The following is a 21,567-nucleotide window of genomic DNA, read 5'->3' as shown; positions in this document are numbered from 1 at the left end:
TAAAGCTGGTGCGGCTTATTCGCCGTCCTTGGCTTCCTCGTTGAGGTATTCGCCGGCATCTGCATCGGTGCCGTGGGTTTCGCCTTCGACGGCTGCCAGCGGATCGTCGCCGATGGCCGCTTCCGCGCCCTGGGCCAGTTCCGCCTTGTGCTCTTCCTCGGCGGTGTTGGCCGCGATGATCGCATCCTGCGCCTTCTTCCACTGCGCCCGCAGCGCCGCGTCGCGGCTCGAGGCGGTGATCCGCATCCGGTTCATGCCCGCGCCGGTACCGGCGGGGATGAGACGGCCCACGATCACGTTCTCCTTGAGACCGACCAGCGTGTCCTTCTTCCCTTCGACCGCAGCCTGCGTAAGCACGCGCGTGGTTTCCTGGAACGAAGCGGCCGAGATGAACGAACGCGTCTGCAGCGAAGCCTTGGTAATGCCCAGCAGGATCGGCGTGCCGGTGGCATGCTCCTTGTTCTTGCCGAGCTTGGCGTTGGTTTCCTTCAGCTCTTCCAGGTCGACCTGTTCGCCGGGCAGCAGCACGGTGTCGCCGCCATTGGTGATCTCGACCTTCTGCAGCATCTGGCGAACGATCACCTCGATGTGCTTGTCGTTGATCTTCACGCCCTGCAGTCGGTAGACTTCCTGGATCTCGTTGACGAGATATTCGGCCAGCGCCTCGACGCCCAGCACCTCGAGGATGTCGTGCGGGTTCGGCGAACCGGAAATCAGGGTATCCCCCTTCTTCACGAAGTCGCCTTCCTGCACGTCGATCACCTTGGTCTTGGGGATCAGGTATTCGACTGCATCACCTTCTTCCGGCACAATCGCGATCTTGCGCTTGGCCTTGTATTCGCGAACGAATTCGATCTTGCCCGAAATCTTGGCGATGACCGAATTGTCCTTCGGCAGACGCGCCTCGAACAGTTCGGCAACGCGCGGCAGACCGCCGGTGATGTCGCGGGTCTTGGCGGCTTCGCGGCTGGCACGGGCGAGAATGTCGCCCGCTTCGACCTGCTGGCCATCCTCGACCGACACGGCCGTACCCGGCGCCAGCATGTAGCGCGCGGCTTCGGTTTCGTCGCCCGCATCGTTGAACAGGGTCAGGCGCGGACGCAGGTCCTCGTTCTTCTTGCGGCCGGTGGTCTTGGTGTCGGTGACCACACGCTGCGCGATGCCCGTGGCATCGTCGACGCGCTCTTCCATGGTCGTGCCGTCGATGAGGTCCTGGAACTTCACCACACCCGACTGTTCGGTGATGATCGGCAGCGAGAACGGATCCCATTCCGCCAGGCGATCGCCTTCCTTCACCTTGCCGCCATCCTTGTGCATCAGCACGGTACCATAGGGCACCTTGTGGATTTCGCGTTCGCGGCCCTCGGCGTCGATCACGGCCAGTTCGCCATTGCGGGCGAGCGACAGGATCCGGCCCTTCTTGTCGGTGATGGTGGGCATGTCGCGATAGACGACCTTGCCGTCCGACACGGCTTCGAGATGCGAAGTCTCGTTGAGCTGTGCGGCACCGCCGATGTGGAAGGTACGCATGGTCAGCTGCGTGCCGGGTTCACCGATCGACTGCGCGGCGATGACGCCGACAGCTTCACCGATGTTGACCGGCGTACCGCGGGCAAGGTCGCGTCCGTAACAGGTCGCACACACGCCCTGCTGCGCATCGCAGACCAGCGGCGAGCGGATCTTGGCGACCTGCACTTCGGCTTCCTCGATGACCTTGATCATCGGTTCGTCGAGCAGCGTGCCGGCCTTGGCGATCACTTCGCCGGTCGCGGCATTGACGATGTCTTCGGCCACGGTGCGGCCGAGGATACGTTCGCCGAGCGAGGCGATCACGCTGCCGCCCTGCACGATCGCCCGCATGTCGAGCGAGTTCTCGGTCTTGCAGTCCTGCACCACGATGGTGCAATCCTGCGACACGTCGACCAGACGGCGGGTCAGGTAACCCGAGTTCGCCGTCTTGAGCGCGGTGTCGGCCAGGCCCTTACGGGCGCCGTGGGTCGAGTTGAAGTATTCAAGGACGTTGAGGCCTTCCTTGAAGTTCGAGATGATCGGGTTCTCGATGATCTCGCCCGACGGCTTGGCCATCAGGCCGCGCATCCCGGCGAGCTGCTTCATCTGCGCCGGGCTACCACGAGCGCCCGAGTGGGCCATCATGTAGATCGAGTTGATCTCGGCCTGGACCCCGTCCTTGCCGATCGGGCGGGCCTTGATCTTTTCCATCATGGCATCGGCCACGCGGTCGCCGCACTGGCTCCACGCGTCGATCACCTTGTTGTACTTTTCCTGCTGGGTGATCAGGCCGTCCTGGTACTGCTGCTCGTAATCGGCAACCAGCGCCTTGGTCTTCTCGACCATCTCGACCTTCTCCTCGGGGATGATCATGTCATCCTTACCGAAGGAGATGCCGGCCTTGAACGCGTGGCGGAAGCCGAGCGACATGATCGCGTCGGCGAACAGCACCGTGTCCTTCTGGCCAGTGTGGCGATAGACCTCGTCGATAACGTCGGCGATGTCCTTCTTGGTCAGCAGGCGGTTGACGATGTCGAACGGAACCTTGTGGTTCTTGGGCAGACATTCGCCGATCAGCATCCGGCCGGCAGTGGTCTCGAACCGCTTCATCGCGATCTTGCCATCTTCGTCGGCCTGCGGAACGCGGGCGAGGATCTTGGTGTGCAGCGAAACCTGCTTGGTTTCGAGCGCCTGGTGAACCTCGGCCATGTCCGAGAACATCGGCAGCTTCTCGACCTTGTTGCCATCGCTGTCCTCGACGAATTCGGGCGTCTTTTCCTGCCGCTCCATCGAGAGGTAGTAGAGACCCAGGACCATATCCTGCGAGGGCACGATGATCGGCTTGCCGTTGGCGGGCGAGAGGATGTTGTTGGTCGACATCATCAGCACGCGTGCTTCGAGCTGCGCCTCGAGGCTCAGCGGCACGTGAACGGCCATCTGGTCGCCGTCGAAGTCGGCATTGAAGGCCGCGCAGACCAGCGGGTGCAGCTGGATCGCCTTGCCTTCGATCAGCACGGGTTCGAATGCCTGGATGCCGAGACGGTGAAGCGTCGGCGCGCGGTTCAGCAGGACCGGGTGTTCGCGGATGACTTCATCCAGGATGTCCCAGACTTCCTTGCGTTCCTTCTCGACCCACTTCTTCGCCTGCTTCAGGGTCATCGAGAGACCCTTGGCGTCTAGCCGGGCGTAGATGAACGGCTTGAACAGTTCGAGCGCCATCTTCTTGGGCAGGCCGCACTGGTGCAGCTTGAGTTCGGGGCCGGTCACGATGACCGAACGGCCCGAATAGTCGACGCGCTTGCCGAGCAGGTTCTGGCGGAAGCGGCCCTGCTTGCCCTTGAGCATGTCGGACAGCGATTTGAGCGGACGCTTGTTCGCGCCGGTGATCACCCGGCCGCGGCGGCCGTTGTCGAACAGCGCATCGACCAATTCCTGCAGCATGCGCTTTTCGTTGCGCACGATGATGTCGGGCGCGCGCAGTTCCATCAGGCGCTTGAGGCGGTTGTTGCGGTTGATGACGCGGCGATAGAGGTCGTTGAGATCCGACGTCGCGAAGCGGCCGCCGTCGAGCGGCACCAGCGGGCGCAGTTCGGGCGGGATGACCGGCACGACTTCGAGGATCATCCATTCGGGGCGGTTGCCCGATTCGATGAAGCTTTCGACGACCTTCAGACGCTTGATGATCTTGGCCGGCTTGAGCTTCGACTTGGTGGTCGCGAGGTCTTCGAGCAGGTCTTCCTTTTCCTGTTCGAGATCGAGATCCATCAGCATGGTCTTGACCGCTTCGGCGCCGATGTTGGCGGTGAAGGCGTCTTCGCCATACTCGTCCTGCGCCTCGAGCAGTTCATCTTCGGTGAGGAGCTGGAACTTCTCGAGCGGGGTCAGGCCGGGCTCGGTGACGATGTAGCTTTCGAAATACAGCACGCGCTCGAGCTGCTTGAGCTGCATGTCGAGCAGCAGGCCGATGCGCGAAGGCAGCGACTTGAGGAACCAGATGTGCGCTACCGGTGCGGCCAGTTCGATATGGCCCATGCGTTCGCGGCGGACCTTGGTCACGGTCACTTCGACGCCGCACTTCTCGCAGACGACGCCCTTGTACTTCATGCGCTTGTACTTGCCGCACAGGCATTCGTAATCCTTCACGGGACCGAAGATGCGGGCACAGAACAGGCCGTCACGTTCGGGCTTGAACGTCCGGTAGTTGATCGTTTCCGGCTTCTTGATTTCGCCGAAGGACCACGAGCGAATGCGCTCGGGGCTGGCGATGCCGATCTGGATCTCGTCGAAAGTTTCGGGCTTCGCGAGCTGGTTGGTGAATTTGGTCAGTTCGTTCATGACTTATTCCCTTGGCGGGTGAATTCCTTGGGGCGGTGGTGGGGGGCGTTGCCGCTCCCCCTATTCCGCCGCGATCGCGAGACCGTCGTCGTCCTCGTCGTCGGCCAGCGACTTGAGTTCGACGTTGAGGCCCAGGCTGCGCATTTCCTTGACTAGCACGTTGAAGCTCTCGGGAATGCCGGCCTCGAAAGTATCGTCGCCCTTGACGATCGCTTCGTAGACCTTGGTCCGTCCGATCACGTCGTCCGACTTCACGGTGAGGATTTCCTGCAACGTGTAGGCAGCCCCGTAGGCCTGCAGCGCCCAGACTTCCATTTCCCCGAAGCGCTGGCCGCCGAACTGCGCCTTACCGCCCAGCGGCTGCTGGGTGACGAGGCTGTAGGGACCGATCGAACGGGCGTGGATCTTGTCGTCGACCAGGTGGTGCAGCTTGAGCATGTAGATGATGCCCACGGTAACCTTGCGGTCGAATGCCTCGCCCGTACGACCGTCGAACAGGACCGACTGGCCCGACGAATGCAGACCGGCCTTCTCGAGTTCGATGGTGACATCGCCTTCGCGCGCCCCGTCGAACACCGGCGTACCCATCGGGACGCCGGCGGTCAGGTTGCCCGCCAGTTCGACGATCTCGGCGGTCGAACGTTCGTCGATCGCATCGTGATACTCTTCGCCGTAAACCTCCTTGAGGCGGTCGACGACCGCTTCGGGCGGCTTGGCCTTGGCATAGTCCTTCGCCGCATCGGGGTTGGCGCGCTTCCACTCGGCGAGCTGCTCGCCGATCTGGTGGCCCAGGTTGCGGGCCGCCATGCCGAGATGCGTTTCGAAGATCTGCCCGACGTTCATGCGCGAAGGCACGCCCAGCGGGTTGAGCACGATATCGACCGGCGTACCGTCTTCGAGGAACGGCATGTCCTCGACCGGCAGGATGCGCGAAATCACACCCTTGTTGCCGTGACGGCCGGCCATCTTGTCGCCCGGCTGCAGCTTGCGCTTCACCGCGACGAACACCTTGACCATCTTGAGCACGCCCGGAGCGAGTTCGTCGCCGCGTTCGAGCTTTTCCTTACGGTCTTCGAACTTCTCTTCGATGAATTTGACCGCTTCGTCATACTGCGACTTGACCGCTTCGAGCTGCGCCTGGCGGCCGTCGTCGGCCACGGCGAACTTGAACCAGTCGTGGCGATCGATGTCCTCGAGCAGTTCTTCGCTGATCTCGGTGCCCTTCTTGACGCCCTTGGGCGCCGCCGATGCGGTCTGGCCGATCAGCATGTCGCGCAGGCGGTTGTAGGTCGCCCGGTTGAGAATGGCGCGTTCGTCGTTCGAATCCTTGCGGAGCCGTTCGATTTCCTCGTTCTGGATCGCACGGGTACGGTCGTCGATCTCGATACCGTGGCGGTTGAACACGCGCACTTCTACGACCGTGCCGGCCACACCCGGCGGCAGGCGAAGCGAGGTGTCGCGCACGTCGCTGGCCTTTTCGCCGAAGATCGCGCGCAGCAGCTTTTCTTCCGGCGTCATCGGGCTTTCGCCCTTGGGCGTGATCTTGCCCGCCAGGATGTCGCCCGGATGCACTTCGGCGCCGATGTAGACGATGCCCGCTTCGTCGAGGTTGCGCAGCGCTTCCTCGCCGACATTGGGAATGTCGCGGGTGATGTCTTCGGGCCCGAGCTTGGTGTCGCGCGCCATGACTTCGAATTCCTCGATATGGATCGAGGTGAAGACGTCATCCTTCACGATGCGCTCGGAGATGAGGATACTATCCTCGTAGTTGTAGCCGTTCCAGGGCATGAAGGCGACGAGGCTGTTGCGGCCCAGCGCCAGCTCGCCGAGATCGGTCGAGGGACCGTCGGCGATGATGTCGCCCGGCGAAACCGTTTCGCCCACCTTCACCAGCGGGCGCTGGTTGATGCAGGTATCCTGGTTCGAACGCTGGAACTTCTGCAGCGTGTAGATGTCGACGCCCGACTGGCCGGGTTCGACATCGCCGATCGCACGGATGACGATACGCGTCGCGTCGACCTGGTCGACGATACCGCCGCGGGTCGCCGCAATGGCCGCGCCGCTGTCGCGGGCGACGGTTTCTTCCATGCCGGTACCGACCCAGGGCGCTTCCGCCTTGACCAGCGGCACGGCCTGGCGCTGCATGTTCGAGCCCATCAGCGCGCGGTTGGCGTCATCGTTTTCCAGGAACGGAATGAGCGATGCGGCAACCGAGACGAGCTGCTTGGGGCTGACGTCCATCAGCGTGATCGATTCGCGCGGCGCCATCAGGTTGTCGCCGTCGTGGCGGGCCGACACGAGGTCTTCGAAGAACGAACCGTCCTCGGTCAGCTCGGCCGATGCCTGCGCCACCGTGTGCTTCTGCTCTTCCATGGCGGAGAGATAGACCACTTCGTCGGTGACCTTGCCGTCGACGACCTTGCGATACGGGGTCTCGATGAAGCCGTACTTGTTGACGCGGGCGAAGGTCGACAGCGAGTTGATCAGGCCGATGTTCGGGCCTTCGGGCGTTTCAATCGGGCAGATACGGCCATAGTGCGTCGGGTGAACGTCGCGCACTTCGAAGCCAGCCCGCTCACGCGTCAGGCCGCCCGGGCCAAGCGCCGAGACGCGGCGCTTGTGGGTGACTTCCGACAGCGGGTTGGTCTGGTCCATGAACTGCGACAGCTGCGAGGAGCCGAAGAATTCGCGCACTGCGGCGACCGCGGGCTTCGCGTTGATCAGGTCGTTGGGCATGACGGTCGAGACATCGACCGAGCTCATGCGCTCCTTGACTGCACGCTCCATGCGCAGCAGGCCAACGCGGTACTGGTTTTCGAGCAGTTCGCCGACCGAACGCACGCGGCGGTTGCCGAGGTTGTCGATGTCGTCGACGTCGCCCTTGCCGTCCTTGAGGTCGACCAGTTCCTTGACCACGGCGAGAATGTCTTCCTTGCGCAGCGTGGTGACGGTGTCTTCGGCATCGAGCTCGAGACGCATGTTGAGCTTGACGCGGCCGACTGCCGAAAGGTCGTAGCGTTCGCTGTCGAAGAACAGGCCTTCGAACAGCGCTTCGGCGGTTTCCTTGGTCGGCGGTTCGCCCGGGCGCATGACCTTGTAGATCGCCTCGAGACCCTCGTCGCGGTTCTCGGCCTTGTCGACCTTGAGCGTGTTGCGGATCCACGGACCGGTGGTCACGTGATCGATGTCGAGCAGTTCCATCACGTCGACGCCGGCAGCGTCGAGGACTTCGAGATTCTCGGCCGAGACCTCGTCACCCGCTTCGATGTAGATGCGGCCCGTCTTCTCGTCGATCAGATCGCGGCTGGCGTAGCGGCCGAAGATTTCCTCGGTCGGCAGCAGCAGCGTTTCGAGCCCGTCCTTGGCCGCCTTGTTGGCCGCGCGCGGGCTGATCTTCTGGCCGGCGGCGAAGACTTCTTCGCCCGTCTTGGCATCGATCAGCGGGAAGGCAGGCTTCTGGCCGCGCCAGTTTTCGGCGACGAAGGGAATGTTCCAGCCTTCGCCCTTCTTGCCGGTCGCCCGCTTCCAGGTGACGGTGTCGTAGAAGTGCGAGAGGATGTCTTCGCTGTCGAGGCCGAGCGCATAGAGCAGCGCGGTGACCGGCAGCTTGCGCTTGCGGTCGATCCGCACGTTGACGACGTCCTTGGCGTCGAATTCGAAATCGAGCCAGCTGCCACGATAGGGAATGATCCGCGCCGCGAAGAGGAGCTTGCCCGAGGAATGCGTCTTGCCGCGGTCATGGTCGAACAGGACGCCCGGCGAACGGTGCATCTGCGACACGATCACACGCTCGGTGCCATTGATCACGAAGGTGCCGTTGCCCGTCATCAGGGGCATGTCGCCCATGTAGACGTCCTGCTCCTTGATATCGAGCACCGAACGGGTTTCGGTTTCCTGGTCGACCTCGAACACGATCAGCCGCAGCGTCACCTTCATCGGCGCGGCATAGGTGATCCCGCGCTGGCGGCATTCGACGATGTCGTACTTGGGTGCTTCGAGTTCGTAATGGACGAAATCGAGTTCGGCAGTGCCGGCGAAGTCGCGAATCGGGAAAACCGAACGCAGCGTCTTTTCGAGGCCGGAGACGTAGTTGATCTCCTTGTTCGAACGCAGGAAGTGCTCGTAGCTCTCGCGCTGCACCTCGATCAGGTTCGGCATGTCCACGACTTCGTGAATGTCGCCGAAGATCTTGCGGATGCGCCGCTTCGCCGTACCCTGCGCATTTGCGCCGCGGGTCTTCTTGGGAGCCTTCGCCTTGGTAGCCATAAGGGGTAGATACCTCTTCTCGTGTGCATCGGCCGCTGCGCGGACAGAGCCGGAATTTCGTGTCTCATGCGCGTGAGATCCATCGCCGGGACGCGAAAAGGCCGCAGCGTGAGCGCACCCGTCCGGCGGCCTGCTGCAGCTTCTCTAGCGTCGCGATTATGGAAACGCCGCTTCCATCCTGTACCCGATTCCCGCGCATGAATCGGATTCGCTCGAAGCGTGCGGTTGCCGCATCATGTAGGATTTGCGCCGCGCCGTGTCAAACCGGTAGATCGGCATCCGCATAGCGATACCGCTGCGGCGCGGGATCGGCCACCTATTCGGGCGCGCGGGCGTTCCACATCATCCGTTCGATTTTCCAGTAACCCTGGTCGTCGGGGCGCGCATGGATGATGTAATGCCCCTCCTGCGCAACCCGCGTCCCGCGCGAAAAGAAGGCGATCCGGCTGTGGCCGGTGATCGCCGCGAGCGCGATCGACCCTTCGATGGCGAGAGTGTCGTGCTCGATGAACTCGACCGCGGCCGGCTGGCCCTCTTCGGCGAACCAGAATGCGCGCAGGCGCAGCTTGCCGTCGATGGGCGAAGTGCCATGGCCCGGATAGACGACCGCATCTTCGGCAAACAGCGCCATGAGCGCCTGCTCGCGCGCCGCCGCGTCGGGAACCAGCCACGCTTTCGCATAGGCCTTGTCGAGCGCGCGGAGCGCCGCACGGTCGCCCGAGGTCAGGCTCCCGGCCGGGCGCGGTTCGACGCCCTCCGGCTGCGCGCAATCCTCCGGCGAACAAGCGCCGAGCATCATGGCCATCAGCAATAACGCGAAGCGCGGCATCCCATACCTCCAGCGAGCCGGAAGTCCGGATGGCCGATCCGCCCGGCAGCCGCGACCGCTGTTCCACCAATGGCATGCGGCAAGCGGCGAACGGCTTGCCAGCGAGGATTTATCGATTCCCGATATTATCGATTGACGATAAGGAATCGGCAGGTCATATCGTTTTTCGATATTGGAGATCGCACCGTGTACGTTTTCATCCTCGCCGGGCTCAGGTTTTTCCGCTGGGTCAACTGGATCGTCGCCGCATTGCTGACGCTGTTTTTCGTGGCACTGCTGACCGATGCCGGGGGTCTCGGGACCTCGGTGCTGGCCGGTGTCGAAGGCGATCTCGCGGTGAGAGCGCAGGTGCGCGGCTACCTGCTCGGCGTTACCGGACTGGTTCTGCCAATGGCGCTCGCGATAGATCGCATACTGACCCGCCTGGCCGGGCTGGTGCACGACGCGTGTACAGGCACGGCGCTGAGCGAAGCCAACGCGGTCCGGTTGCGGACCATCGGCTGGTGCCTGCTGGCAATCAACCTGGCCGATCTCGTCTATGGCTGGCTGTCGGTACGGGCCAGCGCGGCCACCGGCGAATACTTCGGCTGGTCGCTCTCGCTGACCGGCTGGGTCGCGGTGCCGCTGCTGTTCGTACTGGCGCATGTATTCCGCGAAGGGGCGGCGATGCGCGACGATCTCGAAGGCACTGTCTGATGACGGACCAGACCTCCTTCATCGCCGTCCGGCTGGACGAACTGCTGCGCGAACGCGGCATGACATTGACCGAACTCTCCGACCGCATCGGACTCACTCTGGCCAATCTCTCGATCCTCAAGACCGGGAAGGCCAAGGCGATCCGCTTTTCCACGCTGGAGGCAATCTGCCGCGAGCTACGCTGCCAGCCGGGCGATCTGCTGATCTATTCCGAAACCGGGGGAATCGACCAATGACCACTTTCCTGCCTGCTTTCCGCGCCGTTCATACCCGCAGCCTCGCCTTCGCTGCCGCGCTGCCGTTCGCCGCGGCCATTCCGCTGCTGGCCGAGTTCGTCCAGCACGTGGTGGAGATGCGTGTCGGCATGTATGCCGGCGTCGAAGCCGCGCAACTGGCAGAGAACGACCCGGACCGGATCCTGGCCGGCTTCTTCAAGACGATCGCGCTGGGCCTGCCCGCCTATTTCCTCATCCGCTGGCTGCACAGCAAGGGCGATCGCGGTTTTGCCGTCCGGCTGGAAAAACCCGCCAGCGCGCTGTTCGGCCTCGTCATCGGCTTGCAAGCATTGTTCGCGTGGCTCGGCCTCTATGTCTGGACCGGCGGACCGATCGCCATCGGCTTCTTCGTCTTCGGCCTGATCTTCATGCCGCTGATCGTGCGCTTCGTCGTCGCCGCACCGCTGGGCACGCTGATCAGCCCGCTGCAGTCGATCCGGGTAATGGCGCGCGACGCGGTCTTCGCGATCCTCTTCCCGCTGGCCGCGATGCTCCCGCTGATGGCAGTGCATTACGCGCTCGGGATCGGGGCCATCTTCGTCGCGGGGGATGCGACCAAATGGGTGATGCTGGGGCTCGACAGCGTGGTGACCGCATGGCTCGCCTTGGTCATGATTTGCGCCCAATACGTGATCGCCACCCGCCCCGCGCCGCTGCCCGGCGCCCCGCAGCGGCAGCGGGCCGCAGCGGGAACAATCGCCGAATAGGTCCATTTTCGTCGCACACGCAGGAGAATAGACATGAACAAGACCGCACTTCTTGCCGCCCTTCCCCTGGCGCTGACGCTTGGCGCCTGCGGCGAACCGATCGACGGCAGCGACACGGCCGATCTCGGCAACGACACCACCACCGCGCCCGCTGCCGATGCACCCGATGACGGCCCGCTGGATTACGAGCCCGGCGAAGACGGCCTGCTGCAATCGGACATGGAGCCGATGGGCGACGACGACGCGGCCGACGAGACCGCGATGGACGACGACGCCGCAATGTGATGCCCGCGCGGAAGCGCCGGACAGGCTTGACCGCAGCAACCAAACCGCTAAAGGCCCGCCACGCAACGGCGGGTCTTTTCGATTCCGCCCTGCATCCGTCCGAGACAGTTGGTGAAGGCGAATTGGCGCTTTCTTAATCTCCAACCTAGGCGGGGAACAGAGATTTCCGGTGCTTCGGCGCCGTTTCGCGCCAACTGGCGCACTCCTTCCCCATCAACGGACTCGCCCGTCCCGGTTCGCCGGAACGGACAAACGTAGCCGGTCGCGGCGGGTTCTCCCGGCGCGGCCATAGTGAAGGAGTATGGCATGGATCGTTCGCAGAAAGCCGACGCGGTCGCCCAGCTCAGCGAAGTCTTCGCCCAGTCCGGCGTGGTGGTTGTCACCCGCAATCTGGGGCTGACGGTGGATCAGTCCACCGAACTGCGTACGAAGATGCGTGAAGCCGGTGCGACCTACAAGGTTGCCAAGAACCGTCTCGCCAAGCTCGCCCTGAAGGACACCGACTACACGGGACTCGACGAGTTCCTGACCGGTCCGACCGCTCTCGGTTATTCCGAAGATCCGGTCGCCGCGGCCAAGGCCGTGGTGGAGTTCGCCAAGACCACCGACAAGATCGAAATTCTCGGTGGTTCGATGGGCGCGCAGAAGCTCGACGAAGCAGGGGTACGGGCACTCGCCTCGCTGCCCAGCCTCGACGAACTTCGTGGCACGATTGTGGGTCTCGTCAACGCACCGGCAACCAAGGTTGCCCAGGTCGTCAACGCCCCCGCAGCCAAGCTCGCTCGTGTCTTCGGTGCCTATGGCGCCAAGGAAGCCGCGTAAGAGCTGGTTCGACGCACGAACATATATTCATCGGGGCAATACCTTCGGGAACCCCGGCCCTAATTTTGGAGTGAAACATCATGGCCGATATCGCCAAGCTTGTTGAAGAACTGTCGAAGCTGACCGTCCTGGAAGCCGCTGAGCTTGCCAAGGCACTTGAAGAAGAGTGGGGCGTAAGCGCCGCCGCTGCCGTTGCTGTTGCTGGCCCCGCCGGCGGTGGTGACGCCCCCGCAGCCGAAGAAAAGGACGAATTCGACGTCGTCCTGACCGGCGACGGTGGCAAGAAGATCCAGGTCATCAAGGAAGTCCGCGCCATCACCGGCTTGGGCCTCTCGGAAGCCAAGGCTCTCGTCGAAGGCGCGCCCAAGCCGCTCAAGGAAGGCGTCAACAAGGCAGAAGCCGAAGAAATCAAGGGCAAGATCGAAGCAGCCGGCGGTACCGTCGAGCTCAAGTAAGCGACTGCCCGTTTGGGCGCTTACGCTTCGATCTCGTTTCGCGAGATCACGGAAGGGCGGTGCCGCAAGGCGCCGCCCTTTTGCGTTGTTGGCCGGTGCCCGCAAGCGGCTCGGATCAGTCCAGCTGCGCGTGCTCCACGGTGTAATAGACCGAGTCCCCGTCGCGGCGGCGGTGCAGCACGATATGCCGCGACGGCGCATTCGCCCCCAGCGCTTCGGCGATCGTGCTTTCCTTGGCCCGGACGAAATCCTCGGCGGACAGCGTCTGGAAACCGACCCCTTCCTCGTCCGCGAAAACGAGCGCCGCCGGCGCTTCGCCCCCCATCCGCGCGAGGAAGGTGGCGGCCGGTTCGCCGGTCATATAGCCGCTGAGTTCGAGGATCTGCGTCAGCGAATGCGACATCGCTACGTGGTTGTAGCCCTTCCCGTTGTGCAGCTTGCACAGCGGCATGAGATAGCAGGTCTGGGACGCGGGGACGCTTCCGTCCTGGTTCGGGGTCATGTGTCCGCCGACCTGGAAGCCGGGATGCGACCGGTCGGGAACCTGCGGATCGACATAGCAGTGATTGTCGCTGCCGACGCCGATCCCCTTGCCCTGGAGCAGGCTGGTCCAGCTGGAGTAGCCGGGCACCTTGGGATCGTCCGTGCTGCCGATCACGTTGTAGAGCGGCGCGGGATAGGTGACCACCGCGGCGCTGGTCGAGAACAGGCGAATTTCGCCGAACCGGCTGACGAATTGCTGCAGGATGCCGGCATGGTCGGCAAGGGCGGAAACTCCCATATGCGCGCTCCCCACTTGTGCGAGATGGACTTCATATGAGCCTGCCATACACCCGCTGGCCAATCCTGTTGCATCCGGATCCGATCCGATAGCGTAGCGCCATCCGCCCGGCACGCCGCGCGATCCCCTTGGGCGATGCCGCTGAGTGTGGCCGGGCGGGCGCACCCGAGCTGCGTTCTGGTCAACGCCGGGACTTAGTGTTTGAGCACCCGCAGCCCTGCCCCTATCCGGTCCGGCTGCATGACGAACGCATACGCCATGGAGCCCCCGCCCCGTGGCGGCGATGGCTGGCGCGCCGAACTGCGTGCCACGTTGCGGCTGAGCTGGCCGCTGGCAGCAGCGAACCTGCTGCAGATGCTGACCTATGCGATCGATGTGATCTTCATTGCGCGGCTGGGTGACGACCAGCTCGCCGCGTCGGCGCTGGCGGTCGCGCTGTTCGGGCTGGTGCTGTGGGCGCTGTCGGGCCTGACCGGAGCGGTCGCACCGGTAGCTGCCGCCGAACTGGGCGAACGGGCCCCGGCCCTGCGAGCGGTCCGCCGATCGGTGCGCATGGCCCTGTGGCTGGCACTGTTTTCCGGCACTGCCGGGATCGGCGTGTGCCTGCTGCTCGGCCCGCTGATGCGCGTGACGGGCCAGCAGCCGCACATCATCGCCATGGCGATAGAATACAACACGCTGCTGGTGGTCAGCCTGGTCCCGATGCTGTTCTGCAACGTGCTGCGCAGTTTCGTCTCCACGCTCGACCGGCCGATCTTCGCCACCGCGATCACCGCGGGCGGCATTTTCGTCAATGCGCTGGCCAATTACGCTTTCATCTTCGGCAATCTGGGCGCGCCCGAGCTGGGGCTGAAGGGCGCTGCGGTGGCAACGATCTTCACCACGCTGACCACGCTGGCCGCCTATGTGGTCGCGATCCGGCTGGACAAGAAACTGCACCGCTACCACGTCTTCGGTCGCTGGTGGTCGCCCGACTGGGCGCGGCTCATGCATATCGTCCGTGTCGGCACGCCGATCGCGCTGACGATCACTGCCGAGGCCGGTATCTTCGGGGCGGCGGCCTTCCTGATGGGCAATATCGGCGCCAGCCAGCTGGCTGCGCACACCGTGGCGTTGCAGATCGCCGCGCTCGCCTTCCAGGTGCCCTTCGGGGTCGGTCAGGCGGCGACCATAAGGGTCGGCTATTTCTACGGCGCGCGCGACCCCGAGGGGGTCAAGCGCGCGGGCTGGACCGCGATCGTCGTCGGCACCGGCTTCATGGCGCTCACCGCGCTGGCGATGGTGATCATCCCCAAGCCACTCATCGCGATCTATGTCGATCCATGGGACCCCAAGAACGCGGTGCTGGTCGGCTTCGCGCTGCAGTACATCGTCATCGCAGCGGCGTTCCAGCTGGTCGACGGGATGCAGGCGGTGGCTGCGGGCGCCCTGCGCGGGCTGCAGGATACGCGCATTCCGATGTGGATCGCGGCCTTCGCGTATTGGGTCCCCGGGATCGGGACCTCGCTGGTGCTCGGGTTCCTGACCCCGCTCGAGGGAGTTGGCGTGTGGATCGGCCTTGCCACCGGCCTCACCGTTGCAGCGGTGCTGCTGGGCTGGCGCTGGCACCGGCGCGAGCGGCTGGGCCTGACCCGGCGCCCGCTCCCGGGCTGAATTACGCGCTGCGCTGGACGATCTCGCGCTGCGGGAAGGGGATCGAGATGCCCGTTTCGTCGAACCGCGCCTTGGCCGCTTCGGTGAGGTCCCACGACAGCCCGAGATAGTCGGGCGTCTTGCACCAGACACGCATGCCGATGCCGACCGAACTGTCGTCGAGCGAATTGACGAAGGTCACCGGGGCGGGATCGTCGAGCACGCGGTCGTCGGCCTCGGCGAGCGCCAGCAGTTCGCGCCGCGCCTGATCCATGCTGTCGCCGTAGCCGATGCCCACCACGAGTTCGAGCCGGCGGGTCGCATGCCGCGTGAAGTTGACGATTGCCTGGTTCCACAGCTCCGAATTGGGCACCATCACGAACAGGCCGTCGAACTGCTTGAGCTCGGTGGTAAAGAGGCCGATCTGCTGGACGGTTCCCGTCACTGCGCCGGCCGAGATCGCCTCGCCCACCTTGAACGGCTTCTGGACGAGGATCATCACCCCGGAAGCGACGTTGCTGAGCGTGCCCTGCAGCGCGAGGCCCACCGCCAGCGCCATCCCGCCGAGCGCGGCGAGGATGCTGGTGGTCTCCACTCCGAACTGCGCGAGCACGGTGACCAGCACCAGCGCCCACAGCGCATATTTCACCACGCTGGACAGGAAATTGGCGACGGTCGGTTCGAACCGCGACGAGCGGGTCATGGCGCGTTCGACCCAGCGCGATATGATCCCGGCCAGCACCAGCCCGATGATGAGCACGGCGAAAGCCCCGGCGATGTCCATCATGTGCAGCCGCAACCACAGCCAGATCTGTTCCGGAATCGTCAATGCGGCTATCGTCTGGTCGGTCGTCATTCGGTTGCAGCCCTTTCGCGGCGTTCTGGCAGTTCGCGGCGCGGCCCGGTGCAACGGGCGCGCGCTTCTTGCCACCCCCAACGCGGCACCTGCCGATGAGTTCAATTTTTGTCCGGCAACCCGTTGACTCGGCTTCGGCGCATCCCCAAATGCGCCTCGCTGGCACTCTCCGCATGGGAGTGCCAAAGCATGTTTCAACTCTTACAGAGAGAGGTCATCATCATGGCATTTCGTCCGCTGCACGACCGCGTACTGGTCCGTCGCATCGAAGCCGAAGAAAAGACCGCCGGCGGGATCATCATTCCCGACAGCGCCAAGGAAAAGCCGAGCGAAGGCGAAATCGTTGCCGTCGGTTCGGGCGCCAAGGCGGAAGACGGCACGGTTACCCCGCTCGACGTGAAGGCAGGCGACCGCGTGCTGTTCGGCAAGTGGTCCGGCACCGAGGTCAAGCTCGATGGCGAAGACCTGCTGATCATGAAGGAAAGCGACATCATGGGGATCATCGGCTGATCGCCGGATCCTGACGCTTTCCCCCAGACACACGAATTCCAGGAGAAACACCAATGGCAGCCAAGGACGTAAAGTTCGGCCGCGACGCGCGCGAAGGCATCCTGCGCGGCGTCGACACCCTCGCCAATGCCGTCAAGGTCACGCTGGGCCCCAAGGGCCGCAACGTCGTGATCGACAAGAGCTTCGGCGCCCCGCGCATCACCAAGGACGGCGTCACCGTCGCCAAGGAAATCGAACTGACCGACAAGTTCGAGAACATGGGCGCGCAGATGATCAAGGAAGTCGCATCGAAGGCGAACGACGCCGCCGGTGACGGCACCACCACTGCAACCGTTCTTGCCCAGTCGATCGTGACCGAAGGCATGAAGTCGGTTGCCGCGGGCATGAACCCGATGGACCTCAAGCGCGGTATCGACCTCGCCGTGACCAAGGTCGTCGAAGACCTCAAGGGCCGTTCGAAGGACGTTTCGGGCAGCGAAGAAATCGCGCAGGTCGGCGTGATCTCGGCCAATGGCGACCGTGAAGTCGGCGAAAAGATCGCCGAAGCCATGGAAAAGGTCGGCAAGGAAGGCGTGATCACCGTCGACGAGTCGAAGGGTCTCGAATTCGAGCTCGAAACCGTCGAAGGCATGCAGTTCGACCGCGGCTACCTGTCGCCCTACTTCATCACCAACCCGGACAAGATGACGGTCGAACTCGAAAATCCGTACATCCTGATCCATGAAAAGAAGCTGTCGAACCTGCAGGCAATGCTGCCGGTGCTCGAAGCGGCTGTTCAGAGCGGTCGCCCGCTGCTGATCATCGCTGAAGACATCGAAGGCGAAGCGCTGGCCACCCTCGTGGTCAACAAGCTGCGCGGCGGCCTCAAGGTTGCAGCGGTGAAGGCTCCGGGCTTCGGCGATCGCCGCAAGGCCATGCTGCAGGACATCGCGATCCTGACGCAGGGCGAAATGATCAGCGAAGATCTCGGCATCAAGCTCGAGAACGTCACGCTGGGCATGCTCGGCGAAGCCAAGCGCGTCACCATCGACAAGGACAACACGACCATCGTCGACGGTGCCGGTTCGGAAGGCGACATCAAGGCTCGCGTCGGTGAAATCCGCGCGCAGATCGACAACACGTCGAGCGACTACGACCGTGAAAAGCTGCAGGAACGTCTGGCGAAGCTCGCCGGCGGTGTTGCCGTGATCAAGGTCGGCGGTGCGACCGAAGTCGAGGTGAAGGAACGCAAGGACCGCGTCGACGACGCGCTGCACGCAACCCGCGCAGCCGTCGAAGAAGGCATCGTCCCGGGCGGCGGTACCGCGCTGCTCTACGCCACCAAGGCGCTGGACGGCCTCGAAGGCGCCAATGACGACCAGACCCGCGGCATCGACATCATCCGTCGTGCGCTGCAGGCTCCGGTCCGCCAGATCGCCTCGAACGCCGGCCATGACGGAGCGGTGGTTGCCGGCAAGCTGACCGATGCCAACGATACCTCGCTCGGCTTCAATGCGGCGACCGACACCTATGAAGACCTGGTCAAGGCCGGCGTCATCGACCCGACCAAGGTCGTGCGCACCGCGCTGCAGGACGCCGCTTCGGTGGCCGGCCTGCTGATCACGACCGAGGCTGCGATCGCCGAGAAGCCCGACGACAAGTCGGGCGCCCCGGCAATGCCCGACATGGGCGGCATGGGCGGTATGGGCGGCATGGGCTTCTAAGCCCCGCCCCCGACCGACAGGTCACATGAAGAGGCCCGGCAGGAGCGATCCTGCCGGGCCTTTTTGATTGGGGCTCCAAGCGCTGCCGGACGCTGCCGCTAGAGCTCGCCCGCTGGCGCGGTGTCCGGCGCGAACAATCCCTCGATATCCGCATCGGCCGACATCGGATCCACGCACACCTTGGCAATCAGCGGCAGGTGATCGGACCCGACATCATCGCCGATCTCGAGCTCTTCCACCTTCACCCCGTCCTTCACGAAGATTTGGTCGAGCGGCCAGCCGATCCAGGCATAGTCCGCCGGAAAGGTCGCGAAACTGCCCCGGCCCGCGCGCGGATCGCGGTAGCCGCCTTCGGCGACGAAACGCGACGTGGTGTTGGACCAGGGGACATCGTTGAAATCGCCGATGGCGAGCACGTTCGAAAGGCCGTCGGGCGTGCGCGCACCCGCCTGCGCGATATTGGCGTCGCGGCTTTCGGTCGACTGGCCGGGCAGCGGCGGCCGCGGGTGAAGGCCGATCATTTCGAACCGCGCCCCGTCGCCCATCCGCAGCGTGGCATAGAGCGTCGGCGTGTTCGAACTGGTGTTGGCCACCATTTCGGCGCGATCCACCGTCAGCCGGGTGGCGAAGGCCATGCCGTATTTGTTGTCGAGCGGGCGGTCGAGCCGGTAGCCATAGCGCGAAAGCTGCGGTTCGAGCGCGTCGAGCCACGACTGGTCGGTTTCCATCAGCAGCAGGATGTCGGGATCGACCCGCTCGATCAGCCGGGCGGTATCGCGGTGCCGGTCGTTGCCCTGCAGGACATTGAACGACAGCAGCCGGGCACAGCTCATCCCGTCGACTTCGTCGGGTAGCGGAACCTGCGTCGCGGCAAGCGCCGTATAGGGCCACAGCCGCCACATGTTGATGCCGATGGCGATTGCGGCAAGGCCCACCACCACGACGGCGCGGCTGCGCGCCAGGATCACGCCGAGCACCGCCAACGCCGCCGCCAGATAGACCGAGGGTTCGCGGACCATGTCGAGCATGCGGACCGAGCCGCGATTGGTGTCGAGCAAGGATATCAGCGCAGTGCCAACCAGCAGCACGAGAAGGCCGATCACGATTTTCGCGGCGCGTGTCCGGCCGCTGCCCCGGGTCCGTTCGCGGGCGGCCATCCTATCCGCCCTTCCGGCTGGCCGCCGCTGCGGCGCTCGCCGCCTCGGGCCAGCTGACCTGCGTCTGCGTCTGAGGATTGAACACGCCGCCATCGTATTGCGCCGCTTCCGCCGCGGCGATTTCCTCCGCCGTCAGGAATTCGCTCGGCGATAGCGCGAAGACGTCGAGCCCGCGGCTGATCTCGGTGGCGTAGATGCGGCCGTTGTACCAATAGGCCGACCAGTATCCGCCCGTGATGAGCTGGTCCGCATCGACCGGGCCGCGGTCGAAATAGGCGATTTCGAAGGGGTTTTCCGCATCGGTGAAATCGATCACCGAAATGCCGCCCTGATACCATGCCTGGACGAAGATATCGCGGCCCGGCACGGGAATGATCGAACCGTTGTGCGCGACGCAGTTCTCCACGTCGCTCTGCGGGGCCGGCAGCTTGTAGAGGCTGCGGAAGGCGAGCTTGCCATCCTCGATCGCATAGATCGCATTGGCGCCCCAGGTCATCGGGTCGCCCGCCTGGCAGCGCGGCCGCCCGCCGCCGCCCCATTCGTCGGTGAACAGCACCTTGGTGCCATCGTTGTTGAAGGTGGCCGAATGCCAGTAGGCAAAGCCCGTGTCGGTAACGTCGTCGAGCCGTTTCGGCGCTAGCGGATCGGCGATGTCGAGAATGATGCCATTGCCCGAACACGCGCCCGCGGCGAGATTGAGCGAGGGGAAGACGGTGATGTCGTGGCACTGGTCGGTCACGCGTGTTTCCTGCGTGCCTTCGCCATGGTCGCCGCCGCGCCACAGGCCGGCGATCCGCCCGTCCTGCGCGAAGATGCGCGGGCTGTCGACGATCCGCGCGGCGGCCGGATAGGCCAGCGGGATCTCGATCACATCGATGCTGAACAGCGCGGTATTGTCGCCGCCGCGTTCGAAACAGCCGGGCAGTTCGCGATCGTCGCGCACGTAGCTGGTGCCCGAATTGTAGACCACCAGCCGCTGGTCGTCGGCGCTGACGATCGAATGGGTGTGACTGCCCCGGCAGGTCTGAACCTGGCCCACCTGCCGCGGGCGGGTGACGTCGGAAATGTCGAAGATGCGCAGGCCGCGGAACCGCTCGTCGCTGATGTTGCTTTCGATCCCCTGCAGGCCGCAGTCCTTGCGCGCACGGCTGTCCTGCACGCTCATCAGCAGCAGATCACCCGCGATCGAGACATCGCCCTGCCCGCCGGGGCAGACGATCGAGCTGGCCAGCTGCGGGATCCCGTCATCGCCCAACCGGTACACGTTGAAGCCGTGGTAATTGCCCGCGACCAGAAGATCGCCGCTGAACGCCATGTCAGTGTTGGCAAAACTCAGCAGCGAGCCGCGCTCGCCAAAGCGCGGATTGCCGTCCTCGTCCTCTTCCTCGCGGATATCGGGGCGCGCGGTATCGACCAGATCACCCGCCTCGTCGGCTTCGGCGTCTTCCGCGATACGCGGCGCAAGCTGCGCGGGGTTCTCGGGATCGTAGAACCCGGTCGGCTTGGGCAGCGCGGCGACCAGCCGCAGATTGCTGATCGCCTCCTCGGCATCGCGAAAGCCTGCCGCGAGATTGGCCCGCGGGTCGTCCGACAATTCGGCGAGGATCGCGTTCATCCGGTCGATCTCGGCTTGCTGTTCCTTGACCAGGTCGTTGGTGAATTCGAACATCACCGGATCGTAGGCAGTACCGGGCTGGTCGTGCAGCGTTTCGACCATGTCGATCGCGCCGCCGTGATGGCGCACCATCAGCTGCAGGAACAGGCGGTCGAATGCAGTGCTTTCCAGCGTGCCGAGTTCGGCCACCTGCGCGGGCGTGGCCATGCCCATCATCAGGTGGTGCGCTGCATGATCCATTCCCGCGTGATGCTGCATCGCCGCGGGCTGCCCGCGTTCGGCCAGCCATTCGCGCATGAAGGCGATTTCATCGGCCTGGCTGGCATCGATGCGCCCCGCGATCGCCACGATATCGGAATTGTTGCTACGGCCCTCGACCAGCGCGGCAAGATCGACCGCCTGCTGGTGGTGGACGATCATGTCCTGCATGAATTTGACATCGGCGGGTGAAAAACGCGTGTCGGAAAGGCGCGTGGCTTCGTTTTCGTCGATCACCCGCGGCGCGGCGCCGGGCGCACCGGGCAGAACGATCGGAGCCTGCTGCGCGAGCGCAGTGGTGGCGGTGGAAAGCAACAGGCCGGCAGCCAGTGTCCGAAGTGTCGGTGTCATCGTATGGGTCCCCTGAATATCTGCC

General features: G+C 64.2%; 16 protein-coding genes. 9 read left to right on the top strand and 7 right to left on the bottom strand.

Annotation, left to right across the window (positions count from 1 at the left end):
* Positions 1–15: 15 nt before the first annotated feature.
* The 3 genes from rpoC to SJY12_RS11495 all read right to left on the bottom strand — a co-directional run bounded on the left by rpoC (position 16) and on the right by SJY12_RS11495 (position 9,415).
* Positions 16–4,344 carry a DNA-directed RNA polymerase subunit beta' gene (gene rpoC / locus SJY12_RS11505; protein WP_397505419.1) on the bottom strand — a complete coding sequence of 1,443 codons (4,329 nt, stop codon included), beginning with the start codon at positions 4,342–4,344 and terminating at the stop codon, positions 16–18.
* 60 nt (positions 4,345–4,404) lie between these two features.
* Complete coding sequence (rpoB, locus tag SJY12_RS11500; RefSeq protein ID WP_397505418.1) at positions 4,405–8,610, bottom strand: DNA-directed RNA polymerase subunit beta; 4,206 nt, start codon at positions 8,608–8,610, stop codon at positions 4,405–4,407.
* A 316-nt stretch (positions 8,611–8,926) separates the two neighbouring features.
* Positions 8,927–9,415, bottom strand: a complete 489-nt coding sequence (locus SJY12_RS11495; RefSeq protein ID WP_397505417.1) for a YybH family protein — start codon at positions 9,413–9,415, stop codon at positions 8,927–8,929.
* Between the two features lie 210 nt (positions 9,416–9,625).
* Here SJY12_RS11495 and SJY12_RS11490 point away from each other — a divergent pair, with 210 nt between their 5' ends.
* The 6 genes from SJY12_RS11490 to rplL all read left to right on the top strand — a co-directional run bounded on the left by SJY12_RS11490 (position 9,626) and on the right by rplL (position 12,679).
* The gene (locus SJY12_RS11490; protein WP_397505416.1) at positions 9,626–10,135 is read left to right on the top strand and encodes a DUF2975 domain-containing protein; all 510 of its coding nucleotides are present in this window, start codon (positions 9,626–9,628) and stop codon (positions 10,133–10,135) included.
* On the top strand, positions 10,135–10,371 hold the full coding sequence (locus SJY12_RS11485; RefSeq protein ID WP_063505725.1) for a helix-turn-helix transcriptional regulator: 237 nt from the start codon (positions 10,135–10,137) through the stop codon (positions 10,369–10,371). The genes SJY12_RS11490 and SJY12_RS11485 overlap by 1 nt, the downstream gene beginning before the upstream one ends.
* The gene (locus SJY12_RS11480; RefSeq protein ID WP_397505415.1) at positions 10,368–11,117 is read left to right on the top strand and encodes a hypothetical protein; all 750 of its coding nucleotides are present in this window, start codon (positions 10,368–10,370) and stop codon (positions 11,115–11,117) included. The genes SJY12_RS11485 and SJY12_RS11480 overlap by 4 nt, the downstream gene beginning before the upstream one ends.
* 33 nt (positions 11,118–11,150) lie before the next feature.
* The gene (locus tag SJY12_RS11475; RefSeq protein ID WP_050601750.1) at positions 11,151–11,402 is read left to right on the top strand and encodes a hypothetical protein; all 252 of its coding nucleotides are present in this window, start codon (positions 11,151–11,153) and stop codon (positions 11,400–11,402) included.
* 306 nt (positions 11,403–11,708) lie between these two features.
* Positions 11,709–12,224, top strand: coding sequence for a 50S ribosomal protein L10 (rplJ, locus tag SJY12_RS11470; protein ID WP_050601749.1), 516 nt, complete (start codon positions 11,709–11,711; stop codon positions 12,222–12,224).
* Between the two features lie 80 nt (positions 12,225–12,304).
* The gene (gene rplL / locus SJY12_RS11465; protein WP_050601748.1) at positions 12,305–12,679 is read left to right on the top strand and encodes a 50S ribosomal protein L7/L12; all 375 of its coding nucleotides are present in this window, start codon (positions 12,305–12,307) and stop codon (positions 12,677–12,679) included.
* Between the two features lie 115 nt (positions 12,680–12,794).
* Here rplL and SJY12_RS11460 read toward each other — a convergent pair whose 3' ends face one another.
* A complete protein-coding gene (locus SJY12_RS11460) occupies positions 12,795–13,460 on the bottom strand; it encodes a hypothetical protein (protein ID WP_397505414.1) in 666 nt (221 codons plus the stop codon).
* A 240-nt stretch (positions 13,461–13,700) separates the two neighbouring features.
* Here SJY12_RS11460 and SJY12_RS11455 point away from each other — a divergent pair, with 240 nt between their 5' ends.
* On the top strand, positions 13,701–15,113 hold the full coding sequence (locus tag SJY12_RS11455; protein WP_397505413.1) for an MATE family efflux transporter: 1,413 nt from the start codon (positions 13,701–13,703) through the stop codon (positions 15,111–15,113).
* 1 nt (position 15,114) lies between these two features.
* Here the strand turns inward: SJY12_RS11455 and SJY12_RS11450 are convergent, their stop codons facing one another.
* Positions 15,115–15,948: a mechanosensitive ion channel domain-containing protein gene (locus tag SJY12_RS11450; protein ID WP_348030966.1), complete on the bottom strand. Its 834-nt coding sequence runs from the start codon at positions 15,946–15,948 to the stop codon at positions 15,115–15,117.
* A gap of 222 nt (positions 15,949–16,170) precedes the next feature.
* Between SJY12_RS11450 and groES the strand changes: the two genes are divergently transcribed.
* Both groES and groL read left to right on the top strand, forming a co-directional pair.
* Positions 16,171–16,458, top strand: a complete 288-nt coding sequence (gene groES / locus SJY12_RS11445; RefSeq protein WP_050601743.1) for a co-chaperone GroES — start codon at positions 16,171–16,173, stop codon at positions 16,456–16,458.
* Positions 16,459–16,511: 53 nt separating this feature from the next.
* Positions 16,512–18,161 (top strand): chaperonin GroEL, encoded by a 1,650-nt coding sequence (groL, locus tag SJY12_RS11440; protein ID WP_230833933.1) that lies wholly within the window; start codon positions 16,512–16,514, stop codon positions 18,159–18,161.
* A 98-nt stretch (positions 18,162–18,259) separates the two neighbouring features.
* On the opposite strand, the gene SJY12_RS11435 is transcribed toward groL, so the two are convergent.
* Both SJY12_RS11435 and SJY12_RS11430 read right to left on the bottom strand, forming a co-directional pair.
* Positions 18,260–19,318 (bottom strand): endonuclease/exonuclease/phosphatase family protein, encoded by a 1,059-nt coding sequence (locus SJY12_RS11435; RefSeq protein ID WP_230833931.1) that lies wholly within the window; start codon positions 19,316–19,318, stop codon positions 18,260–18,262.
* 1 nt (position 19,319) lies between these two features.
* Positions 19,320–21,542 (bottom strand): DUF305 domain-containing protein, encoded by a 2,223-nt coding sequence (locus SJY12_RS11430; protein ID WP_397505412.1) that lies wholly within the window; start codon positions 21,540–21,542, stop codon positions 19,320–19,322.
* Between the last annotated feature and the right edge of the window lie 25 nt (positions 21,543–21,567).

Source organism: Qipengyuania sp. R86523, from assembly GCF_044596365.1.
Classification (GTDB): Bacteria; Pseudomonadota; Alphaproteobacteria; order Sphingomonadales; family Sphingomonadaceae; genus Qipengyuania; species Qipengyuania citrea.
This window is presented reverse-complemented; position numbering and strand designations above follow the sequence as displayed.